At 70.6% G+C, this 22,384-nt stretch carries 16 protein-coding genes; 6 read left to right on the top strand and 10 right to left on the bottom strand.

What is annotated here, in order from left to right; genetic code table 11:
• Positions 1 to 84 precede the first annotated feature (84 nt).
• Positions 85 to 3,708, bottom strand: a complete 3,624-nt coding sequence (locus L1785_RS02805; protein ID WP_236087612.1) for a hypothetical protein — start codon at positions 3,706 to 3,708, stop codon at positions 85 to 87.
• A 473-nt stretch (positions 3,709 to 4,181) separates the two neighbouring features.
• On the opposite strand from L1785_RS02805, the gene L1785_RS02800 reads away from it, so the two are divergent.
• The 4 genes from L1785_RS02800 (at position 4,182) to L1785_RS02785 (ending at position 10,811) form a co-directional block, all read left to right on the top strand.
• Complete coding sequence (locus tag L1785_RS02800; RefSeq protein WP_236087611.1) at positions 4,182 to 6,041, top strand: PA domain-containing protein; 1,860 nt, start codon at positions 4,182 to 4,184, stop codon at positions 6,039 to 6,041.
• 153 nt (positions 6,042 to 6,194) lie between these two features.
• Positions 6,195 to 9,350 carry an ATP-binding protein gene (locus L1785_RS02795; protein ID WP_236087610.1) on the top strand — a complete coding sequence of 1,052 codons (3,156 nt, stop codon included), beginning with the start codon at positions 6,195 to 6,197 and terminating at the stop codon, positions 9,348 to 9,350.
• A gap of 100 nt (positions 9,351 to 9,450) precedes the next feature.
• Positions 9,451 to 10,041: an OsmC family protein gene (locus tag L1785_RS02790; protein ID WP_236087609.1), complete on the top strand. Its 591-nt coding sequence runs from the start codon at positions 9,451 to 9,453 to the stop codon at positions 10,039 to 10,041.
• The gene (locus L1785_RS02785; RefSeq protein WP_236087608.1) at positions 10,038 to 10,811 is read left to right on the top strand and encodes a methyltransferase domain-containing protein; all 774 of its coding nucleotides are present in this window, start codon (positions 10,038 to 10,040) and stop codon (positions 10,809 to 10,811) included. Before L1785_RS02790 ends, L1785_RS02785 begins: the two co-directional genes overlap by 4 nt.
• A 175-nt stretch (positions 10,812 to 10,986) precedes the next feature.
• Here the strand turns inward: L1785_RS02785 and L1785_RS02780 are convergent, their stop codons facing one another.
• The 5 genes from L1785_RS02780 to L1785_RS02760 form a co-directional block, all read right to left on the bottom strand.
• Positions 10,987 to 12,090: a winged helix DNA-binding domain-containing protein gene (locus L1785_RS02780; protein WP_236087607.1), complete on the bottom strand. Its 1,104-nt coding sequence runs from the start codon at positions 12,088 to 12,090 to the stop codon at positions 10,987 to 10,989.
• Positions 12,091 to 12,146: 56 nt separating this feature from the next.
• Complete coding sequence (locus L1785_RS02775; RefSeq protein ID WP_236087606.1) at positions 12,147 to 13,967, bottom strand: hypothetical protein; 1,821 nt, start codon at positions 13,965 to 13,967, stop codon at positions 12,147 to 12,149.
• 403 nt (positions 13,968 to 14,370) lie between these two features.
• Positions 14,371 to 15,135 (bottom strand): ABC transporter permease, encoded by a 765-nt coding sequence (locus tag L1785_RS02770; protein ID WP_236087605.1) that lies wholly within the window; start codon positions 15,133 to 15,135, stop codon positions 14,371 to 14,373.
• Entirely contained in the window at positions 15,132 to 15,959 is an 828-nt protein-coding gene (locus tag L1785_RS02765) for an ABC transporter ATP-binding protein (RefSeq protein WP_236087604.1), read from the bottom strand. Before L1785_RS02765 ends, L1785_RS02770 begins: the two co-directional genes overlap by 4 nt.
• Before the next feature lie 44 nt (positions 15,960 to 16,003).
• Positions 16,004 to 16,663 carry a DUF4097 family beta strand repeat-containing protein gene (locus tag L1785_RS02760; RefSeq protein WP_236087603.1) on the bottom strand — a complete coding sequence of 220 codons (660 nt, stop codon included), beginning with the start codon at positions 16,661 to 16,663 and terminating at the stop codon, positions 16,004 to 16,006.
• A gap of 237 nt (positions 16,664 to 16,900) precedes the next feature.
• Here L1785_RS02760 and L1785_RS02755 point away from each other — a divergent pair, with 237 nt between their 5' ends.
• Positions 16,901 to 17,686 carry a GbsR/MarR family transcriptional regulator gene (locus L1785_RS02755; protein WP_236087602.1) on the top strand — a complete coding sequence of 262 codons (786 nt, stop codon included), beginning with the start codon at positions 16,901 to 16,903 and terminating at the stop codon, positions 17,684 to 17,686.
• 321 nt (positions 17,687 to 18,007) lie between these two features.
• Here the strand turns inward: L1785_RS02755 and L1785_RS02750 are convergent, their stop codons facing one another.
• Positions 18,008 to 19,615 carry a CocE/NonD family hydrolase gene (locus L1785_RS02750; protein WP_236087601.1) on the bottom strand — a complete coding sequence of 536 codons (1,608 nt, stop codon included), beginning with the start codon at positions 19,613 to 19,615 and terminating at the stop codon, positions 18,008 to 18,010.
• Positions 19,612 to 20,235 (bottom strand): TetR/AcrR family transcriptional regulator, encoded by a 624-nt coding sequence (locus L1785_RS02745; RefSeq protein WP_236087600.1) that lies wholly within the window; start codon positions 20,233 to 20,235, stop codon positions 19,612 to 19,614. Before L1785_RS02745 ends, L1785_RS02750 begins: the two co-directional genes overlap by 4 nt.
• 146 nt (positions 20,236 to 20,381) lie before the next feature.
• On the opposite strand from L1785_RS02745, the gene L1785_RS02740 reads away from it, so the two are divergent.
• Positions 20,382 to 20,846: an MFS transporter gene (locus L1785_RS02740; protein WP_236087599.1), complete on the top strand. Its 465-nt coding sequence runs from the start codon at positions 20,382 to 20,384 to the stop codon at positions 20,844 to 20,846.
• Positions 20,847 to 20,930: 84 nt separating this feature from the next.
• On the opposite strand, the gene L1785_RS02735 is transcribed toward L1785_RS02740, so the two are convergent.
• The gene (locus L1785_RS02735) at positions 20,931 to 21,239 is read right to left on the bottom strand and encodes a hypothetical protein (RefSeq protein ID WP_236087598.1); all 309 of its coding nucleotides are present in this window, start codon (positions 21,237 to 21,239) and stop codon (positions 20,931 to 20,933) included.
• A 35-nt stretch (positions 21,240 to 21,274) separates the two neighbouring features.
• Positions 21,275 to 22,336 (bottom strand): C2 family cysteine protease, encoded by a 1,062-nt coding sequence (locus tag L1785_RS02730; RefSeq protein ID WP_236087597.1) that lies wholly within the window; start codon positions 22,334 to 22,336, stop codon positions 21,275 to 21,277.
• Positions 22,337 to 22,384: the final 48 nt, after the last annotated feature.

Raw genomic sequence — 22,384 nt, 5'->3', positions numbered from 1 at the left:
CCCGGGCCACATCCGGTTGCGGCGGGGGGGGGGCGGCCCCCCCCGCCCCCCCCCCCCCCCCCCCCCCCCCCCCCCCGCGGTCCGCTAGGAACCCGCGCCTGCGGCCGCCACCGCCAGCCAGCTGATCACGGGTGCCTCCGTGCCGCCGTCGCTCGCGACGGTGTAGGTAACGACAGCTGGCTCGGCGAGCGTGAACGTGCCCGTGAGCACGGCGGAGCGTCCGCTGCTGCCGTTCGGGAAGGCCGCGGACCCCGCCGGCACGGTCTGGACCACGCCGTCGGACGCGGTCCAGGTGACCGACGTCGCCATGCGGCGGGACCGCCCGCTGCCCGGGTTCCACCACTCGGTGTGGCCCGAGGAGACGGTGTACGTGCCGGCCGGGAGCGTGAGCCGGTACTGCAGCGGCGTCGACGTCCCGGCGGTGTACCAGCCGGTCTCCCGCATCTTGTCGTACGGGTTGGTGTTGAGCAGGCCCTTGGCGCTGTACGTCGCGGCCCGTCCCCATCCCCGTTCGGGCGACCAGGCCGCGTCGGCTTCCGCGTTGAGCAGCGCGCCGCCGTCGGCCTCGACCTTGGCTCGAATGGCCGGGTACGCCACCGCGTTCGGCGCCGCGGGCGCGTTGGCGTCGATGAGGTACAGCAGACCCTCGGGCACCACCTCGACGTATCCGGAGATCCGCAGCGACGGGTCGGCAACGAACGTGCCGTCGATGCGGACCAGGGCGTACGGCGTGTCGAACGCACCCTCGGGGACGAACCAGGAGACCTCGGCGTCGATGGTCGTGCCGGCCTCCGACGTCGCGCGGACGGTCCGCGGTGGCTGCGGGGCCTCGCCCACCACCGTCGCGGTCCGCGCGGCCGGCTCGGCGACCGCGACGGGACGCTCCTCGGGTGGCACGCTGCGCACCCGGGCGCCCCCGCTCGGGACGTCGACGCCGTCGAGCGTGAACGTGCCGCTGACGACCCGCACCGTGACCGTGTGCTCCTGCTGCCGCAGACCCCGCAGCCAGTAGGAGGTCTGCCTCGTCCCGACGGTGCCGACCTGCTCGGTGCGCGGCACACCGCCGTCGATCCGGACCTCCAGGGTGGCGGCACCCGTGGCGCCGAACAGGTTCAGGCCCGTCCCGGTGAAGGCGACGGCCATCGACTGGCCGGCGCGCAGCACGTGCTGAGTGCGGTTGAAGTGCGCGAAGCCCGCCTGGGCGAACGTGAAGCCGTCCGGGTAGGCCAGGCGCGCGTCCGAGTCGTCGATCTTCTCGGACGCCCACGCGGACCCGTCGACGGGCGTGACCGCCAGGTTGTCGTACTGGGTGTTGTAGTACCCGCTCACCAGGGCGATGCGCCCTGCGAGGACGGGGTTCGCGGACGGGTCGACGTGCTGCACCAGCCGCGCGCCGTCGAGCGTCGCGGTCACGACGTTCTCCCGCGCCTCGACGGCGAGCGTGTGCCACGCACCGGCGTCGAACCCGGCGACGGTCCCTGACGCGACGACGACGTCCAGCTTGCGCAGCTCCCACCGCCCGTCCTCGTGGACCCGCACGGCGTACGTGGCCTGGTCGCCGCCACGGATGTACGTCTGGCGCACGCCGAGGCCTGCGAAGTTCTCGAGGGCAGCGTCCCGGTCCACGCGGTCGAGCCTGAAGTCGACCGTGGCGGTGTAGTCCACCCACCGGTGGTCACCGAGCACGGTCGACGGAGCGGCCGTGGAGAGCACGTCCTGCCGGCCGTTGCCCCACACGTTCCACGTGAAGCCGCGGTTGCCGGCGTGGTTCTGCTGCTGCATCACGTGGTGGTGCAACCGGTCGTCGGTCTCGACCACCTCGAACGCGCCGTCCTGGTCGGCGGTGTACCGCGGGGTGCCGCCCCGGCGATCCAGGTACGTCATCTCGCGGCCACCGACGAGGGTGACCGGGTACTCGTCGTACTCGAAGTTGTCCCGGTACGGCAGCTCGAGGATCGTGTCCTGCGCCTGCGGCGCGAAGTCGCCCGGGGTGTACTCCTCGGTGGTGCCGTGCACGCCTTCGGCGAGCGTCGACAGGGTGACGATCGAGTAGGCCGGCACGTGCACCCGGTACACCGTGTGCGCGACGCCGTCGATCGTCTCGGTCCGCACCGGCGCGTAGTACCCGGTGTTCTGGAAGTAGTTCGCGTCGTAGGCCTCTCCGGCGCCGGCGCCCCGCGTCTCCCACGCGTACAGCGGCCGATCTTGTTCACCCAGGTTGGCGACCTTGACCTCGAAGTACCGGTCCGTGCGTGTGTTGTTGGCGTGGACCTGCGTCCACTGGGGCTCGCCGACGGCGTCCGCCGGCATGCGGGCGGTCAGGACGGTGCGGGTCGAGGTGTCGACGTTCGTGCCGCCGTCGCCCTTGGTGCCGTCGCCGCCCGTGGCGCCCTCGACGTACTCCCAGCCGTCCTCGACGAACTGGTGGAAGTGGCGCACGGCAACGATGCCCACGTCGCCTTCCCAGTACCCCGACCACGGGTCAGAGGCGCGGACCAGGTGCTTGGGCGAGTACTGCGTGCCCTCGTACATGGCGCTCACGGCGGGCTGGAAGAGGAACGTCGTCATGTGCGCCGGGTCCTGGCCGGCGCCGCTCCACCGGTAGGCGTTGATGAACCGGTCCGCGATGTCCGCGGCGGAGACCGTCCCGCCGACGCCGCCACGAGCCGGGTCCGCGGCGACCCGGTACTGAGGGTCGATCATCGGCGCGACGCCCTCGGAGTACAGGATCTCCTTCCCGAACTCCTTGTTCAGCCGGGTGACGCTGGGACCGCCGACGATGTCGTAGTGGTAGCCCAGGGCGTCGACCTGCTCCAGCGCGGCCGGGTCCGCCAGGATGCGGGCAGCGATGGCGTCGCCCTCCCGGTAGGAGTCGAGCGCGACGATCTTGATCCGGGAGTAGTCGTAGCGGGCGTCCGCCGCCACGGCATCGCGCTCGAGCCACTGCGCGAACTGGACGGTCCACCGCAGCTCGGACGCCTGGTAGGTGGCGCCGCGGACCTCGTTCTGCGACGGGCTCATCCAGTCGAACTCCACGCCGAACGTGTCGTACGCGGCGTCGATCGTCTCCTTGTACCACTGATACCGCTTCGCCGGGTCGTTGCCGGTCCACGACGGCTCGCCCCAGCGCAGAGCCTCGAGCTCGATGTCGGGGTTGATCGACCGGGCGTCGGCGATGAAGTGGAAGCCCGCGCCCCTCAGCACGTTCGCCGGCTCGTCGGCGCTGCGCTTCGTGGCGGGCTCGGCACCGGACGAGCTGTTGCTGTCGGACCCGAGCTCGACCTTGATGTGCTTGAGGCCGGCGCCCTCGACCGGGTCGAACAGCAGGCGCATGATCGCCCAGTAGGCGTCCGGGTTCTCCTCCTTGTAGTCGAGGAGCAGGTTCGACGTGTTGTTGCACGAGACGGACCCGAAGCCGCCGAACGCGTTGTACGGCGTGCCGTCCGGGCGGCGTTCGACGTCCTCGCCGTCGACGAGGAGCTCGCGCCAGTTGATCGACGGGTCGTCGAGGCGGAGCTCGGGCAGCCCGGCCTCGGGCAGCTCGCTGTCGGACGCCACGACCGCCGTCGCCGGCGGGGCGGCCGCCGGGAGCGGCGCGGCGCCGGCCGGCGGCACGAGCAGTCCGGCGACGCCGAGGGCGAGGGTGGCGGCTGCCGAGGCGGCGAGCCGTGGCGCTCGACGTGGCGCGCGCCGGGGGGAGGTTCTCATGTTCGCTTCCTGTCGTCGTCGACTGGCCGCCAGGGCGGACTCCGCGATCACCAATGATCGTTTCTGAACGAAACGCCTGAGCGGTTTGAGGGCTGGGCCACCGAAAAGGTAGTTCCATCCCGCAGGATCGTCAATTAACGAACAGAACAGATCAGTACTGATGCGAAAAGAGCGCGCTGAACGCGTGACGTGCTGGCCAGGCGTCGCCGGTCAGCGCCGGTGGCGCTCCGTCGTCGAGGTGCCTCCGAACGGCATGCCTCGGTCACCAGAGGTGGATGCCGCCGGGTCCGTCGGCCCCGCCTCGCCCCGCCGGGCTCGCGCGGAAGGCACAGATGACGCGTCCGGACGAAACAATCATTTTATGAAAGGGCGCTTCCCGAACCGGACAATCTTCCCTACGGTGATCCCCGGCACCCTCATTTTTCGGGCGCAAACCCTCCGCGACACAATCGGGACGATCACTCGGAGTCATCATGCGATTGCGATCCACCGCAGGTCTCAGTGCGCTCCTGCTCACCGCAGCACTGACCGTTTCATTGGCGGGTGGGGCCTACGCCCACCCCGACCACGACGGCGGCTACACCCACAGCGACGGCGCGCGTGATGCGCACCAGCACGGCGACGGCGAGGGTCACCTGCCGGCCAGCAGCTCGGGCAACATCGAGGTCGTCAGCAAGACCGCGCTCAAGAACGTCGTACCGGAGAAGATCGCCGACGTCGGGGTTCTCGGCGACCACGCCTATCTCGCGGCCTGGGGATCGACGACGTGCAAGTACAACGGCGTTCACGTCGTCGACATCTCCGACGTGTCCGCTCCCGAAGAGGTCGCATTCATCGCCTCCAAGGAGGGCAGCTACCCGGGCGAGGGCATCCAGGCCATCCCGATCACCACACCGCAGTTCAGCGGCGACATCCTCGTGTCCAACAACGAGAAGTGCAAGGACACGTCCGGCGTCGGAGGCCTGAACCTCTACGACGTGACGAATCCCGCACACCCGACGCCCCTTGCCGAAGGCATCGGTGACTCGACGGTGAACGGTCAGGGCAAGAAGGACGCGAACGAGATCCACAGCGTCTTCGCGTGGGACGCCGGTGACCGTGCTTACGTCGTGATGACCGACAACGAGGAGGGCACGGACGTCGACATCATGGACATCACCAACCCCAAGAAGCCGTTCCTCGCGGCCGAGTACGACCTGGACGAGACCTTCCCGCAGATCGTGCAGGCTGCGCCGAGCAACCTCGTCGAGGTGTTCCTGCACGACATGATCGTCAAGGAGATCGACGGCAGGCAGGTCATGCTGCTGTCGTACTGGGACGCCGGCTACGTCACGATCGACATCACCGACGTGCGGGCCCCGCAGTACCTCGGCGACACCGACTTCGCCAACCCCGACCCGGAGCTCCTGGAGTCCGCGGGACTGGCCGAGAAGCCCGAAGGCAACGCCCACCAGGCCGAGTTCACGATCGACAACCAGTACGTCATCGGCGCCGACGAGGACTTTGGTCCGGACTCCGCGGAGGGCTCGACCGACGACGGCGGCTTCTTCCCGTCGTCCCAGGGCAGCGGCACCACGCACGTCTCCGGTGGTGACACGGTCAGCGGTGACGCTGTGTACGTCGGCCAGGCGTGCAACGCCGACGCAGCAGTCCCCGCTGCCCCGTCGACGGCGAGCGGCAGCCAGATCGCCGTCGTGTCCCGAGGCGTCTGCACCTTCACCGAGAAGCTGGCGAACGTCGACGGCAAGGGCTACGAGGGCGCGGTCATCGTCAACCGTGAGGGCGCTGACGGCTGTGGCCCGTTCGGGATGTCCGTGGAGGGCGAGACGCCGACCTTCTCGGTCGACCGTGAGTCCGGGTACGGGCTCTTCGACGTCGCCGGGTACGACGACGCCGGCTGCCTGGCGGGCTCCGCGACGACCATTCCGGGCGTGGCCATCGGCACGCTCGGGGACGTGATCACGCTCAAGGCGATCTTCGACGGCTGGGGCTACGTGCACCTGTTCGCCAACGAGGACGGCAAGATGACCGAGCTTGACACGTACGCCATCCCCGAGGCGCACGACGAGGACCACGCGACCGGTTCCGGTGACCTCTCCGTGCACGAGGTGGCGGTGTCGCAGACGGTCGCCAACCGGCTCTACTTCTCCTACTACTCCGGCGGCTTCCGGGTCGTGGAGATCGAGAACGACGAGCTGGTGGAGAAGGGCCACTACATCGACGGGTCCGGCAACAACTTCTGGGGCGTCCAGGTGTTCCAGCAGGACGGCCAGGAGTACGTCGCGGCCAGTGACCGCGACCACGGGCTCTGGATCTTCAAGTACACCCCCTGATCCAGACGCGCCAGGCAAGGGATGTCTCTGACATCTCCAGCAGCCGGACCTGCGGAGACGTAGGTCCGGCTGCGCCGTTTGTCGGTCTCGATGACCGCCGACTTCCGACCGGCGAGCCTAAGGTCGCGCAGAACGCAGAGTTAGGCTTCGGCTGTGCAGTGCACAGTGGCCCTGCTTGGCGGATTTGGCGTCACAGTGCGTGGCCGGGAGATACCGGCGGGCGCGTGGCGGCACCGTCGCGCGCTCGAGCTGGTCAAGATCCTCGCCCTGGCACGGAACCACCGGCTCGCCGCCGACCAGGTGATCGACCTGCTGTGGCCGGACCTGCCGCTGCAGGCGGGCGGGGCCAACCTGCGCAAGGCTGCGCACTTCGCCCGGACTGTCCTCGGGTCCGCCGACGCGGTCAGGCTGAGCGACGGCGTCGTCGCGCTCTTCCCCGGAGGCGACCTCGAGGTCGACGCCGAGACGTTCGAACGCGCCGTGGACGCCGCCACCAGAACCCAGGACGACGCCGCGTGGCGTGCCGCGCTCGGGCTCTACGGAGGAGACCTGCTGCCCGACGACCGCTACGACGAGTGGGCGGCAGGCCCTCGCGAGCGCCTGCGTCTGAAGTACCTGGAGGGACTACGGCGGCTGGGGATGTGGGAGCGGCTGGCCGAGGAGGAGCCGCTGGACGAGGAGGCGCACCGCGGCCTGATGCGGATGTGGCTGGACCGGGGGAATCGCCACGCGGCCGTGCGGGCGTTCGACCGGCTCCAGGACCTGCTCCTCCGTGAGCTCGGTGTGCGCCCCAGCCCGGAGACGATCGCCCTGTGGAACGAGATCAAGAAGGCGCCACCGCCTCTCCCGGTCGCCACGACACCGCTGGTGGGTCGCAACGCAGAGATCGAGCGCGCGCTCGGGCGGTGGGACGAGGCCCAGGCCGGGCGCGGCGGGGTCGTCCTGATCTCCGGTGAGGCCGGGATCGGCAAGACCCGGCTCTGCGAGGAGCTGGCACGCGTGGCACGGGCCGACGGCGCGGTCGTCGTCGTCGGCGCTGCCCAGGTGGAAGAGGCGTCGTCGCCGTTCGCCGCGATTCTGACCACCCTCGACGCGGCCTTCGCAGAGCATCCCGCCCTGGCTGGTGCGCTCGGGCAGGACGCCAGGGGCCGAGTCGCAGTGCCTACGGGTGAGCCGGCCAGGCTGTCGTGGCTGGAGGCGGCGATGCCCGGGGTCGAGCGGCAGCGCATGTTCTCCTCGGTTGCCCGGACGGTCACCACCGCAGCGTCGGAGCATGGCCTGATGCTTGTCCTCGAGGACGTTCACCACGCCGACGACGGCTCCCTCCAGCTCCTCACCTACCTGGGCAGGATCGCGCCGTACCACCGGGTGCTGCTCGTGCTCAGCCACCGCTCGGAGCCCCTCGTGCCGGAGCTGGCCGTCCTCCGGTCAACGCTGTTGAGAAACCCGCGCTGCACGGATCTGCGACTTGGCCGACTCGCGCCGGATGCGGTGGTGGACCTGGTCGCGGCAGCCTCGGCAGGCCACGCGTCGAAAGCGACGGTCGAGTCGATCTGGCGGTTGGGAGAGGGGAACCCCTTCTACTGTGAGGAGCTGGCCGTTGCCACCGACGCCGACGGGAACCTCAGGATCCCGGATCGCCTCTACGAGGTGGTCACGGCCCGCCTCGACCGCCTCGGCCAGCCGGTCCGCGAGGCCTTGCAGCGAGTGGCGGTTACGGAGGACCGGTTCACCGCGGACGAGTTCATCGCCGTCGTCGGTGTCGAAGACGCCACGGCCTTCGAGTACCTCGATGAGGCGATCCTCGCGGGCGTGATCGACGAGCACGGGACGGGATACCGGTTCCGGCACGCCCTCCTGAGACGTGCGCTGGAGCGTTCGCTCCCGCGCCACCGACGTCGACGGATCCACGCCGAGATGGCGGAGCGACTCGGCGCGACAGGGTCCGACCCCGCACGGGTGGCCTACCACCTCGTCGAGGCCGGCCAGGCGGGCGCGACCGCTCCGTGGCTGGAGAAGGCGGCCCTGCAGGCTGCCGCCCTCGGCGCCTACGCGGACGCCCTCCGCCTCGCGACCGATGCGAGCGCGCACGTCGCCGCGCCCGAAGATGTCGCCCGGCTCCTGGCGCTCCGTGCGGACCTGCTCTACGTCACAGGGGACCCGGCGGCGGTCACCGCCTACGACATCGCACTGGCGAAGGCGCCGGCCGAGACCCGCCCCCGGCTGTCGCTGATGAAGGCGCGCGCCCTTCTCGCGACGGGGGACATCGAGGGGGCCGGGCGGACGGCGGACCACGCGGAGCCGGTCACGGCGGAGGACCGGATCGCCGCCGCGGTGGTGCGCGGGCTCGTCACGTGGGCGGGCGGGGCGGTCGACGTGGCCGAGGATGCGGCTTGGGCGGCGCGCGACCTCGCGATGGCGTCCGGGCACACGGCCGGCCTGGGCGAGGCGACCGAGCTCCTCGGCCTGGTCGCGCACAGCCGCGGCCTGTGGCGGGAGCGGGTCCGCTATGAGCTCAACGACACGGCGCGGCGCCCCGAGGCCGTCGCGAGCAGCGTGTTCGACGCGCACCTGTGCCTGGCCGAGTACCTCCTTTACGGGCAGCAGCCCTACGACCAGGTGATCGAGTTCGCCTCCGAGCTCCGGACCACTGCCGTCCGCAGCGGCGCCGGGCGTGGGGAAGCCTTCGCGACGTGCTTGCTGGGAGAGGCCGAGCTCCTCAGCGGCCGGCTCGACGAGGCGCAGTACCACCTGGAGCGAGCGGCCCGCCTGCACGAGGCGGTCGCGGCGTCGGCCGGGCAGGCCCTGTCGCTCCAGCGGTTGGGTGAGGCGGCCCTCGCCGTGGGCGATGCGCAGCGGGCGACGACCCTCCTGGAGGAGGCCGAGCGCGTCTCGCAGGGATCCACCCTGGAGCGGCACCTCTTGGGGAAGGTGTACGGGACCATGGTGCTGGCCCAGCGGGATCCCCGTCGGGCGATCACGGTCGTCGACCGGGCCGAGGCCCGGATGAGCGACCAGCCGCTGTGCGAGCCGTGCGCCATGGGCTTCTTCGTCGCGGCGGCGATGGCCACCGCTCGGGTGAACGATCTGGTCCGAGCACACGGGTACCTGGCGAGGGCGGAGCGGGTGTCTGCCCACTGGCCCGGCGGCGGGTGGCACGCGGCAGCGCTGGAGGCGCGGGCCGCCGTCGCGGCCGCGGAGGGCGACGCCGACGCCGCGACCCGGCTGCTCGAGCAGGCGGCGGCGACCTTCGATCAGGCCGGGCAGCGCCTCGATGCCGAACGATGCCGTCTGGCCGCTGCCGCCTGAACCCCTCGGTCGGGCGGGGAACGCCGGAGGAACGCACCGTTCGTAGCGTCGTCAGCAGAGTGCGGTCACCGGGACCGCACCCTGCTCGAGGAGGTGTGCCATGACTACTGGCACAGTGCGGAACGGGATCGACGTCGACCAGCTCGTGGGGACGATCAACGCGATCAAGGACGACCATCGGCTGGCCGCTTTCACGTGGCGGGCCAAGAGCGTGTGGGAGCAGGGCACCCACAGCACGGGCGAGATCGGGCGATTCATCCACAACGGGGCAGAGGACACCACCCGCACGCGGGCCTTCGTCCTGCAGGGCGACGAGCCACCGGTACTCCTGGGTGAGAACGCCGGCCCGAACGCCGTCGAGCTGCTTCTGCAGGCGCTCGCTTTCTGCTACGCCGTCGGCTACGTCGCCAACGCTGCGGCGCGAGGGATCGAGATCTCCTCGATGGAGTACGAGATCGAGGGCGACTTCGACGTGCGGCGGTTCCTCGGCCTGGACGGGCCCCGGTCTGGGTTCACGGAGATCCGGGCCCATGCGCGGGTGTCGAGCCCGAACACCACAACGGCGGACCTCGAAGAGCTCTTCCGGTACGTCCAGGACACCTCGCCGGTACGCGACGCGCTCGCCAACCCGACCACAGTGATCAGCACCCTCGAGGTGGTAGGTGATCGGGTCGAGAAGGTGAACACATGACCGCCACCACGATCGACCGCCAGGAGCTGGAGGACAAGGTCAAGGCGATGTACAAGGCGGTGGCCGAGAACCCCGGCGGACGCTTCCACTTCGAGATGGGACGCGCGCTGGCCGAACGGCTCGGTTACCAGCCTTCGGCTCTCGACCGCATCCCGTCCGGAGCGATCGAGTCGTTCGCCGGCGTCGGGCACTTCTTCGACCTCGCCGACCTCCGGGAGGGCGAACACGTGCTCGACCTCGGTTCCGGGTCCGGCATGGACGCCTTCGTCGCGGCCTTGGCAGTCGGAGAGCGCGGACGAGTTGCCGGGATCGACATGACCCCGGCCCAGCTCGACAAGGCCGAGCGGCTCCGCGACGAGGGGGACTTCGGCGCGGTCGAGTTCACGCAAGGACGCATCGACGAGCTTCCGTACACCGACGGGACGTTCGACGTCGTGATCTCCAACGGCGTCATCAACCTCTCGCCCGACAAGCCGAGAGTCTTCGCAGAAGCCGCTCGGGTGCTGAGGCCCGGCGGGCGCCTGGCCGTCGCCGACATCGTGACCGAGAGACCGCTGACCGAGAAGATCGTCTGCAACACCGACCTGTGGGCGTCGTGCATCGGCGGGGCGGCCCAGGAGGAGGCGTATCAGGGCGCGATCACAGCGGCGGGCTTCTCCGTGGTGGAGATCCGCGCAAACGACTACCACTTCATCTCCACGCGGGCGCGCAACGCCAGCCACACGTACGGGGTCAAGAGCCTGTCGATCCTCGCCCGCGGGCCCGCCTGACGCCTACCAGCGCCGACACGGCCGCGGTTCCGAAGCCGATCGGTACCTCGATGGGGATGTCCGTGCCCGCCGCGGCAAGCCGACCTGGAAGCCCGCCGGTGAAGCCGCGCTCGATCGGCTGCTCTCGTCGCACGCATCGTCCCTGTGAATCCGTCCCGAGCGCCGGTTGCGTGGGTCAGCCGAGGCGCCACGCCTCGATCGCGGCGGCGATCTCTCTGCGGGTCCGCGCGGGGACGCCCGGGACGAGGTCGAACGGCGCCTCGCCCTTCGCGGGGGCGCGGCGCCACGTCCCCACGACCTGCCCGTCGACCAGCACGGCCGGCCGGAAGACGCCGTTGATGAACGGGACCACCGTCCGCATCGCCTCCTCGGACGCGACCAGGCTGCGGTCCCGGTAGCCCAGCACGATCTCGTCGAACCCGGGCACGAGCACCACCCCGGCCCGCTCCAGCCCGGCGGTGTCCTCGCGCCCGACGGCGAGCATCGCCTTCCCGTCGACGGCGACCGGGGTGAGCGGGGCGCCGTCGGGCAGCGCCTGGAGCGATGCGACCGCGGCGCGGACCGGGGTCTTGGGCAGGCCGAGCCACCAGGCGAGATCCTCCGCCGTAGCGGGGCCACGGCTCGCGAAGTAGGCGCGCGCCAGGCGGCGCAGGAGCGTGGCTGGATCCTCGGGGGCGCCGTGCGCGACCGGCGTCGCGACGATCAGCTGCTGCGCCCCGGCGAACGGACCCCAGTGCAGCACGCCCCGCAACGCCAGGGCGGCGATCAGGTGATATCCCCGCTGGCCCTCGATCGGCACGCCCGCCTGCTGCCACAGGTCGATCATCGTGGCGCGGGTGACCCCGCTGTCGGACAGCGCCTCCCGGGCGACCCCCTCCGCCCGGGCGATGACCGCGTCGTCGATGCCCTCGTACTCGCGGACGCGCCTCGCGGCGCGGATCATCCGCTCGGCCGTCAGCGAGACCAGCGCCGTCAGGTCGCGCGGCGTGGTCGCGAACAGCGTGCCGCGCTGCGTCCAGCCGCGGACCAGATCGCCCGCGTCGAACGCGGCACGCACGTCGTCGAGGGTGGTTCCCGGGCGGGACCGGATCGCGATCGCCCGCAGCACCGAGGGCAGGTCCTGGCCCTGGAGGGCGACCATGCGCCGCACGACGTCGACCGGGTTCGGGCCGCCGCGATCGTCACCGGGGCCGCTCGGCACCTGGGGCGCCAGCCCCTGCGACCTCAGCCGGAGGCGGCATGCGGCGTCGGCGGTGAGCAGCAGGGGCTCGCGGGTCACCCTCGAACGTTATCCGGAGAGCGGTGCCCGTGCGGCCCCCACCCGGCAGTCCGCGGTCAGCGCGCGAAGTAGGCCGGGCTCGTCGTCGGCGGGTGGGGGTCTCCCCTGACGACGAGAGAGACCTGCACCGCCTCCGCCCGGTAGCCGTAACCGGCAGTCCCGGCAGGCTTGCCGTTGATCGCCCAGCCCAGCCAACCGAGGTTCTGCACGTGCACCCGGTAGTAGACGTCGTACGCGGTCGCCGCATCGCCCGTCAGCCTGATCCGGAGGGCCTCCATCCGGAGGCTCCGGCCCTCCGTCCCGACCAGCCCGCCGCCCGGGACATACGGCAGCCAACCAGCGTTCTGCACGTGCCCGGACGCCTCGATCCCGCCAGGGAGCTCGGTGTTGTTCAGCCCGAGGCGCAGTGCCTCCAGACGCAGTGCCCGTCCCTCGGTCCCGGCGGTCATCCCCCCGGATACCGGGGTCATCCAGCCCAGGTTCTGCACGTGCGGCGTGACCGAGACGGTCGACCGCCCGGGCGCGTCGTAGGAGGGCAGGGACCGCACCTGTTCGAGGTAGCCGAAGCCGTCGGCCACCGTCGGCAGCAGACCCGGGCCCTGCTCGGCCCACTCCGAGACGTTGCCGATCGTGATGATGCGGCGCAGGTCGTGCTCGACGACGTGGTCGGCGGCGCGGCGCAGCGCCAGTCCGAACGCGGCGGGGGTGGAGTTGGCGATCGAGAAGTTCGACGGGTGGGGGTGGACCGTCTCGTGCGCGGTCTGCACGCCGATCACGCGCCGACCCTTGCCCGCGGTGTCGACAGGGAACTGGACCTTGGCCGCGTACTGGGAGTAGTCGTTGTTGTACGACGCGCCGGCGGGCGGGGAGTACATCTCGGAGTAGTTGGCGTACCCGTAAAGGACCCCGTCGTCGTACAGGCCGTAGGCGTCGTAGTTGGTGTTGACCACGCCCGCGTTGCGGGCCATGACCATCACCCCGTCGTACCCCAGGGCCTGAAACTTGCCCGCCACCGTGCGCAGGTGGGCCAGAGTCTTGGTGGCGCCGTTGTAGTTGTCCAGCGCGCCGCGCAGCATCTCCCCGTCCCACAGGTACAGCACCGCGTACGTGCGCCCGTTCTCGGTATGGGTGTACCCGTTGGGGTAGTTCTGCCACAACCAGACCAGCTCGTCGACCTGGGCGGCCAGCTGCTCGGGGGTGCCGTTGGAGTCCAGCCACCCCACCCAGCGCAGCGCCTGGAAGTTGGGCGTCTGGTTGAACAGCCGGTAGATCCAGTACGCGCCGCTGGCGGGGTTGGACCAGTCCACGCCGGCACCGTTTGCCCGCTTGAACCCGTCGGACTGCACAAGCGAGACGGCGTTGATCCCGGCCTCGGCCAGCCACTTGCACTGCCAGCCCAGCACCCGCGGGTCGTCGCCCTTGTAGAAGCCCTGCAGGGGATGGCGCTGAGGGTCGTACCCGTACGAGGTCTGGCCGTCGCCGGTGTTCGTGGGGAAGTTCCACCGCCAGTCGTACCAGGCGTACGCCCCGGCGGCCTGGTTGGCGGCCAGGGCCTGCTTGTCCAGGCCGAAGTCGTTGTACCAGTGCGCGATCAGGTCCAGGTTGCGCGAGGACTTGGTCGTCACAACCGGCGGCGGCTCGTTCACCGGCCCGAAGTCCAGCAGGTTCGGGTAGCGGTAGATCGCCCCGTCCTCGTGCTGCGGCTCACCGAAGCCCGCATCCATGGTGATCGGGTCGGTGGTGCTGCCCACGCCCGTGATCGGCGCCTCCGCGGCGACCGTGATCCGCTGGTTCGCGACGGGCTGGGACCCGTGAGCGGTGCCCACCGCGGCGCTGATCGTCAGACCGCCCGTCGCAGCGGCAATGGCCGCTGCCAAACCCGCGGACAGCAGCCGCCCGCCCCAATTCGTCGTCTCTCGGCGGCGTTTCTGGGCGCGGCCGATCCCGGGGTGTCGCATGGAATCTCCCTGTCGGAAGAAAGCCGGGCGATCGGTAACGTGTCGTTGCCTGCTGGGGGGGGGAAAACCCGGCTCTCACCTCGACGGTCGCAGCCGGCGCAAAGCGTCGTCACTAGTTGCGCGGGGTGAAACAATTCGCTTGAATGCATAAAATCGGCAGTGAATGCTTCCAACGGCAGGTGAATTGTTGAGAGCAAGGGTTGCCGAGAGCAAATCGCAACCTTGCGACCTGGCGTGATCGCGACGACGCCCGCTCCCCGGTGCTGGGGAGCGGGCGGCGTCGTGCGGCGCGGTCGCCGCGCCGTGTGGGAGGTGCTGCGGCTCAGCTGATCTTGCGACGGTAGGCGGCGATGGCGAAGGCGTAGGCGAGGACGAGGATGGCGGCGAGCCACGCGAGGGCGATCCAGATGTCAGCGCCGACGGGTTCCTGGGCGAACAGGTCTCGGATGCTGTTCACGATCGAGGTCACGGGCTGGTTCTCGGCGAACCACGCGACCGGGCCGGGCATCGAGTCGGTGGGCGCGAACGCCGAGCTGATGAACGGCAGGAAGATCAGGGGGTAGCTGAACGCGCTCGCACCGTCGACGGTCTTCGCCGAGAGCCCCGCGATGACGGCGAGCCAGGTCAGTGCCAGGGTGAACAGGACCAGGATGCCGACGACGGCGAGCCAGGCGCCCACGGATGCTCCGGTGCGGAACCCCATCAGGAACGCGACGCCGATGACGATCGCGACCGAGACGAGGTTCGCGACCAGGGAGGTGAGCACGTGCGCCCACAGGACACTCGATCGTGCGATCGGCATGGACTGGAAGCGTTCGAAGATGCCGCCCTGCAGGTCGAGGAAGAGCCGGTAGGCGGTGTACGCGACGCCCGACGCGACCGTGATGAGCAGGATGCCGGGGAGCATGTAGTTGATGTACGACTCGTCGGTTCCCGTTCTGATCGCGCCGCCGAGGACGTACACGAACAGAAGCATCAGCGCGATCGGGGTGACTGCGGTGGTGATGATCGTGTCGGGGCTGCGCAGGATGTGCCGCAACGAGCGGCCGGTGAGGACGCCGGTGTCGGCGAGGACGTGCGTGGTCATCGGGATTCCTTTCCTGCCGGGAGGGTGTCGTCGGTGCGGCCGGCGGTGTCGGGCTCGACGGTGTCACCGACGAGGGTGAGGAAGACGTCCTCGAGCGAGGGCTGCTTCTCGACGTACTCGACCTTGGCCGGCGGGAGGAGCTGCTTGAGCTCGGCCAGGGTGCCGTTCTGGATGATCGTGCCCTGGTGCAGGATCGCGATCCGGTCGGCGAGCTGCTCGGCCTCGTCGAGGTACTGGGTGGTGAGCAGCACGGTCGTGCCGCCCTGGGCGAGCTCCTTGACGGTCTGCCACACCTCGATCCGGGCTTGTGGGTCCAGTCCGGTGGTGGGCTCGTCGAGGAAGATGATCCGCGGGTTGCCGATCAGGCTCATCGCGATGTCGAGCCGGCGTCGCATGCCGCCCGAGTACGTCGATGCCTTGCGGTCCCCCGCGTCGGTGAGCGAGAAGCGGGTGAGCAGGTCGTCGGCGATCGCGCCCGGGTCCTTGAGGTGACGCAGCTTCGCGACGAGCACGAGGTTCTCCCGGCCAGAGAGCACCTCGTCGACCGCGGCGAACTGGCCGGTCAGGCTGATCGACTCGCGCACGTCCCCCGGCTTCGCGGCCACGTCGAAGCCGTGGACCGTGGCGGTGCCCGCGTCGGCCTTCAGCAGCGTCGACAGGATCCGCACGAGCGTGGTCTTGCCCGCGCCGTTCGAGCCGAGCAGCGCGAAGATGCTCCCGGCCTGCACGTCGAAGTCGACGCCCCGCAGCACGTGCAGGTCCTTGAACGACTTCTCGATGCCCCGCACCCGGATCGCGGGTTCGAGGGCCTGGTCGGTTGTCATGGGGGTTCTCCTTTTCCCTGGGCGTGCTGGTGGCAAGGCGGTGGTCAGAGGCTCCTGGCGGTGATGTCGCCGTGCGAGGTGGTGGCGCGGATCTCGAGCTCGGTGGTGCCGTCGTTCTTGAGGGCGTTGGTGATCCGGCCGTAGCCCGTGCCTGCGTCCAGGGATGCGGACACCCCGGCGCCGGCGTCGACCGCCACGTTGCCCATCTGGGTGCTCAGCACGAGCGTGCCGCGCACGGCCTCGGCGATGCGGATATCGCCCTTCGCCGTGCTGATCTCGGCGGGGCCGGTGAGGCGTCCGACCGAGACGTCCCCGGCCTGGGTGGTGAGCCGGACGCTCGTGGCCTCGTCGAGCTTGATCGCGCCGTACGAGCTGTTGGCGACGACGTCGCCGAACCGGCCGACGCCCCGGAGCTCGGCGACGCCCGTGACCTCGACGCTGGACCCCACGGGCAGCTGGACCGTGACCTCGACGGACCCGGAGGGGCCGAAGGCCTCGTGCTTCGTCGGCGTCGCGACCTGCAGCGTTCCCTCGCGGAACTCGACCGTGGTCCGCTCCGCCGCCTTCACGTCGCGGCCCTTCGCGGCGTCGGCGGGCCGGATCTCGATCGTGGCATCGGTGCGGTCCGCGGCGATGAACCGGACCTGCCCTCCCGGGACGTCGACGACGGCGCGGATCGGGGTGTGGGTGTTGAACGTGTGCATCGTGCTCAGCTCCTGGGCGCTCGGTCTTGCTGACGTTTTCTGACTTGGGAAACGCTACGTAGCGTTCACGAGGTAGGCAACACCAAGATTGCGCTGACGCAGCATTCGGCCAGGTCAGGGCGCATAAAGTGTTGCAACGGACGTGCGCTCAACGCAACGTCGATGGCGGATCGCGTTGCAACGTCGGGCGCTGAACGCTACCGTGGGCACGTCAGGACGCACGGAAGGGGAATCGCGATGCCGGGAGGCAGGCTCACCAAGCAGGAGCGCCAGCAGATCGCACTGGGTCTGGCCGACGACCTCGCCTACGCGCAGATCGCCCGTCGCCTGGACCGTCCCACGTCGACGGTCACGCGCGAGGTGATGCGCAACGGTGGCCCGGGCGCCTACCGCGCCGACCTGGCCCAGCACGCCACCGAACGCCGTACCCGCCGACGCCGTCAAGCGGTGCCCGCGGGCGGCTCACCGCCCGCGCAGGCCCACGCCGACGCCGAGGCCGTCCGCGAGTTCGAGGAGACCTTCACCGCACTGTTCATGCAGCAGGGCGTGCCACGCATCGCCGCCGGGGTGCTGACCTGTCTCTACATCTCCGATGCGGGCAGCCTCACCGCTGCCGAGCTCGTCCAACGCCTCCAGGTCAGCCCGGCCTCGATCTCCAAGGCGATCACGGTGCTCGAGACCCACGGTCTCGTCAGCCGGGAGCGCGGCGAGGGTCGGCGCGAGCGCTACGTCGCCGACGGCGAGGTCTGGTACCAGTCGATGGCCGCCGCCGCCCGGTCCAACGCCCAGATCGCCGAGACCGCACGCCAGGGCGTTCGGCTCCTCGGCGGCGACACCCCGGCCGGCACCCGGCTCGAGAGCATGGCCCGCTTCTTGGACTTCGTCGGCGAGAGTATCGCCCGTGCCGCGGAGCAGGCCCGCGAGATCCTCTCCACACCAAGCGAACCAGCCACCGGCGCCGCCACGACATCAGGCGAAGAACGCCACCAGGCCGGCACCGCAACCTCCCGCTCGGTGGTTTGACACTCGGTTAGCCTGCGCCCATGGCAGACGTGGGACCCGTCGCGTGGCCGCCTGCCCCGATCAGGACCGAGCGGCTCGTGCTCCGTGAGCCCGAGGCCTGGGACCGGGCTGCGCTCATCGAGCTGTTCGCCTCGCCAGAGGTGGGCACCTACATCGGTGGCCCTCGGCCGCGTGAGGAGCTCGAGCGCGCGATGCCGGAAGGTGCCCCCGCGGCGGCCTGGCCTTTTCGTGGTCGATCTCGAGGGGGCGACGATCGGCATCGTCACGCTCGACCGGCGCGACGCGGAGGGCACGCACCGACCGACGGCGCGGTGGTCGCCGTCAGGGAAGCGAGCGAACCGGCAGGAACAGCGCTGACGGGTGTTCGGGGTCGTGGTATACCGCCTGGTCGGCGGCCCGGAGCGTCGTCGCGGTAGCGATCGGCTCGCCTGTGCCGGAGTTACGGGCGTACCGGGGGAAGGCGCCGCTGGAGACCTGGACGCGGATGCGGTGGCCACTCTTGAACCGGTACGCCGTGGGCCAGAGCCCCACCTCCGCCCGCGTGAGCTCCTCGGCGGACGCCAGGCTCGTCAGCCCGTCGCAGACGTTGTGCGAGCGGCCCTGTTCGTCGACGTCGCAGAGCCGCACGAACACGTCGGCGTGGGCCAGGCTCGACCGAAACCAGACCTCGGCGCTCACCTCGCCGACGACTTCGACGTCGTCCTCGAGTACAGCGGTGGTGTAGGTGAGGACGTCCGGCCGTGCCTCCAGGGTCCCGTTCTCGACACGTCCGCCGTGGCTGATGCTGATACCTCCGGCGGCGGGGGTCGGATCGGCGGGGTCGTACCGGTAGGTGTCTGGCTCCGACTCGTCCGGCATGCCGACGGACAGCGCGCCGTCGGCCTGGAGGTGGAGCCGCTGCGGCTCGTAGCCCTTTGGCGGCCAGCTCTCGAAGTCGCGCCACTCGTCCTGGCCCATCACGAACAGCCGCACCGGCGCGCGCTCCGGCGGCTCCTCGCCGCGCGCGTGGGCCAGGCCGAAGTCGATCGCCTCGGTCACGACCGAACCCATGGGTTCCGCGTGCGTCCAGGGCCCGACCGTGAGCCGGGCGGCCTTGCCGGCGTCTTGCAGCACCCTGAAGTCCCGGAGCTGACCCGGCAGGAAGATGTCGTACCAGCCGGTGACGGAGCTGACCGGGACACTCGTCGCGGCGACCCGGTGGCGGTGGTCGAGGCGGTCCCAGTGCGGGTCGTCGGCGTCGTACGCCAGGACGTCCTGGATGTACTGCGATCGGCTGCCGATGGCATCGAGGTCGGCGTCCTGGAGCGGCAGCACGCGCATCGCGCGCTCGGTCTTCTTGGCCTGAGCATTTCTCCGGAACATCGACAGCGGCCGCTCCTGGGTGGCGACCATGGCGCCCCATTCGAAGGGCAGCTCCAGCGACCGGCCGTCGGCACGCATGAACTCCCTGGTCAGCGCCGACTCGGTGACCACCGGGATCATGGCCTTGACCTCGGGCGGCAGGCTGTCGGCGACGGCCCACTGCACGTAGCCCAGGTAGCTCATGCCGACCAGCACCATCGAGTCGCCGAACCACGGCTGCTTGACCACCCAGTCCAGCGTGTCCAGGCCGTCCTCGCGCTCCTGGCGCATCGGGTCCAGGACGCCGCCGGAGCCGAAGCCCCCGCGGACGCTCTGGATCAGCACCTGGTATCCGCGCTCCGCGAGCGTCCGGGCCATGAGCAGGCCGAAGACGCCGGCGCGGCCGTACGGGCTGCGGACGAGCGCGGTCGGCAGCCTGTCCGCGCCGACCTTCGGCGCCCAGCGGTCGGCCAGCAGCTCGACACCGTCGCGCATCGGAACCCGCAGGTCACGGTCGACGGCGACCCGCCGCGTCCGAGGCGCGGGAAGCTGCAGCTGGCGCTGCAGGACGTGGCTTACCAGGCTCATCGGTCGTTCTCCTTGGTGGAAGTGGCGATCTGGGGCAGCGCGGTAGCAAAGAGGTCGACCAGGGCGACGATCCGGTCGGCGAGGTCCTCGGGGTCGAGCGGGTCGTCCGCTCCGATCAGCCATTCGTTGATCACGTTGGCCCCGCCCCCGGTCATGAACACCGCCAGGTCCTCGGCCCGCTGCGGGTCGAGATCTCGGGCGAAGTGCCTCTCGATCGCACGCCGGTTGACCGGGACGAACAGGCCGCCGAGGGCCTTGTTCAGGGCGAAGGCGCTGGAGCTGTTCAGCATCGCCCGGTAGAAGACGCGATGCTCCGCGAAGTACCGGGTCACCACCAGCGCCCCGCTCCGCCCGTCCAGCGACTCGGCCTCCGTGAGCCGCGGCAGCAGCTCGGTCCTGACCAGGTCGAGCGCTGCCTCGAGCAGCAGGGCGTCGCGATCGCCGAAGTGCTGGTAGACGAGCTGCCGGCTCACGTCCGCGGCCGCGGCGATGTCGGAGATCGGGATCGCGGCGGTCCCCCGCTCGGTCACCAGCGCGACGGCGGCCCGGGTGAGCGCCGCACGGGACCGCCGCACGCGGCGGTCCCTGGCGGGTGCGGCCGGTGCCAGATCGAGCTCCATAGGCACCAACATAGACACATGTTAACTATCATACAAGTGTCGCGTAACTGCGAGTGCTGCGCCTCAGCCCTCGAAGAGCGCCGAACTGGATGGCGTACGGACTGGCGCACGGAGCTCGAGGTCACCGAACCACGGGTCGGACAGACATGCGCGGCGAGCTGCCGCCGGAGAACCTCGGCTCGGCGACCGCGGTGATGAGCGCCTCGCTCGGCGTCGGCGGCGCGATCGGCCTGCCCGTGGCGGCCTTCCTGGCCCAGACCACCGACCGGCACGTGCTGTTCTGGACGTCGGCCGTGCTCGGTGCGGTCGCGTTCGTCCTGGTGCTGACCAAGGTGCCCGCCGAGGCGGCGCCGGCCGGCGGCCGGTTCGACCTGCCCGGCGCCATCGCACTCTCCGCAGCCCTGATCGCGCTCCTGCTGGCCATCTCCAAGGGCGCCTCACACTTCGGCACCAAGTCCGAGCTGATCAAGGCCGTGGTCAGCCGCCACGTCGCACCCATGGAACAGATCCATCAGCGGCTGCTGGCCGAGATCGGTGACGACCCCGGAGTCCGCGACCGGGTCGCCTGCACCGTGAAGCCCTGGCTGGCACCGGTCACGCCAGTCAGCTGACACGGACTCGCGACGCCAGCCCGGGCGGCGGACGGCGGCCCGCCGACGCGGCCCCCCGGCGGCCCCCGCCGGTGGCGGAGTCCGTCAGGCGGGCAGCCGGCGGATCACGACGGACGGGGCGTTCGTCGTGTTGCCGCCCGGAGCCTTGGACACCTCGGCAGGGATGCGGACGTCTACGAGGCGGGCACGCCCCTCGGCGAACAGGCTGAACTCCTCGCCGGGCGACAGGACGACCTTCGCCGCCTCGCCGTCGGCGCCCTGGATCGTGAGGCGGGCGACGAGGCCGGTGTCCCGGCGCACGGCGGTCATGACGCCGACGGTCGTGGTGCCGACCTGGATGCGCGAGGCCAGGGGAATGACCAGGTCGTCCTGGTCGGGGGTGTTCTCGGTCATGCGATGCTCCTCGGTGCTCGGGGCGGGCGGGGTCGTCAGTGCTCGGGCTTGTCGCTGACGGCGACCTCGCTGAACTTCGACTTGAACTCCTCGGCGGTGAGCGTGACGTAGTGGGGCTCGCCGGCGTTGGGGCCCCAGGGGTTCATCACCCGGACGTTGCCGTCCTCGTCGACGCTCTCCACCATGTACGCGTGCCCGCCGACGATGTCGGGGTCGTCGAGGTCTCCAGGGGTCCAGGCGGTGACGGGCTTGCCGTCGGCGAGGTCGTCGCGGATCTCGTCGACGCTGCGCTCGTTCCACGGGAAGAACGCGTCGGTGTCGTACCGGCCTGCGCTCTCGCCGGTGATCATCTCGTACAGATCCTCGGGCGGCTGCCCCTGGATGTGTTCGTAGCCGCCGCGGTGCTGGGCGGCAGCCTTCTCGTAGATGCTGACCCAGCCCGGAGTGGTGCCGTCACCCTCGTGCGCGGCGGCGTCGATGAGGCTGCCCTCCACCTCGACCTCGACGGGCTCGCCGTCCTCGTACAGGGTGACGGTGTAGGTGTTCGACTCCTCGTCGTAGGAGATGTGCTCCTGGAGGAACTCGGGGTCCGCCTTCGCGACGGCGGCGAGGTTCGCGAGGAGGCCGCAGTCACCCATCTGGCCCTGGGAGATGTTGTCCGGCGTGAAGGAGTCCTCGTCGAGGTCCACCGGGGGGATCGTCGTGTGCTCGCCGTTGTCGTCGGGGTTCCCGCCCTGGCCGCTCTGCGGCTCGCCGCCGCCGCCGCTCGGGTTCCAGCCCCCGCCGCCCCCGCCGCCCGGGCCGTCCCCGCTCGCGCCGCCGCCGCCGAGCTCGTCGCTGGTGCTCTGCTGCGCGTCGGCGTTCGCAACGATGACGTCGGAGAGGCCGTGCAGGGCCGTCGCGGCGGCGGTCATCGTCTGGCGGTGGCTCGTGGTCCACTCGGAGAGGAAGGACTCTCGGTCGAAGCCGGTCCAGGCGACGTCGGTCACGGCGCGCTCGACCGCGCTGGTGATGTCGGTCAGCTCGTCCCCGCCGGTCCTGAGGACCCTGGCCAGGTCGCGGAGCTGCTGGACGTCAGCCCCCCAGAATTCGCTCATGTCGCCTCCAGGTCGGACGGGCGCCCCCCGGGCCGCCCGTGGTCTACT

The sequence above is a fragment of the Antribacter soli genome (assembly GCF_021568775.1).
Taxonomy (GTDB): domain Bacteria; phylum Actinomycetota; class Actinomycetes; order Actinomycetales; family Cellulomonadaceae; genus Antribacter; species Antribacter soli.
The sequence above is the reverse complement of the archived record's forward strand: the minus strand, read 5'-3'. Positions and strand labels throughout refer to the sequence as shown.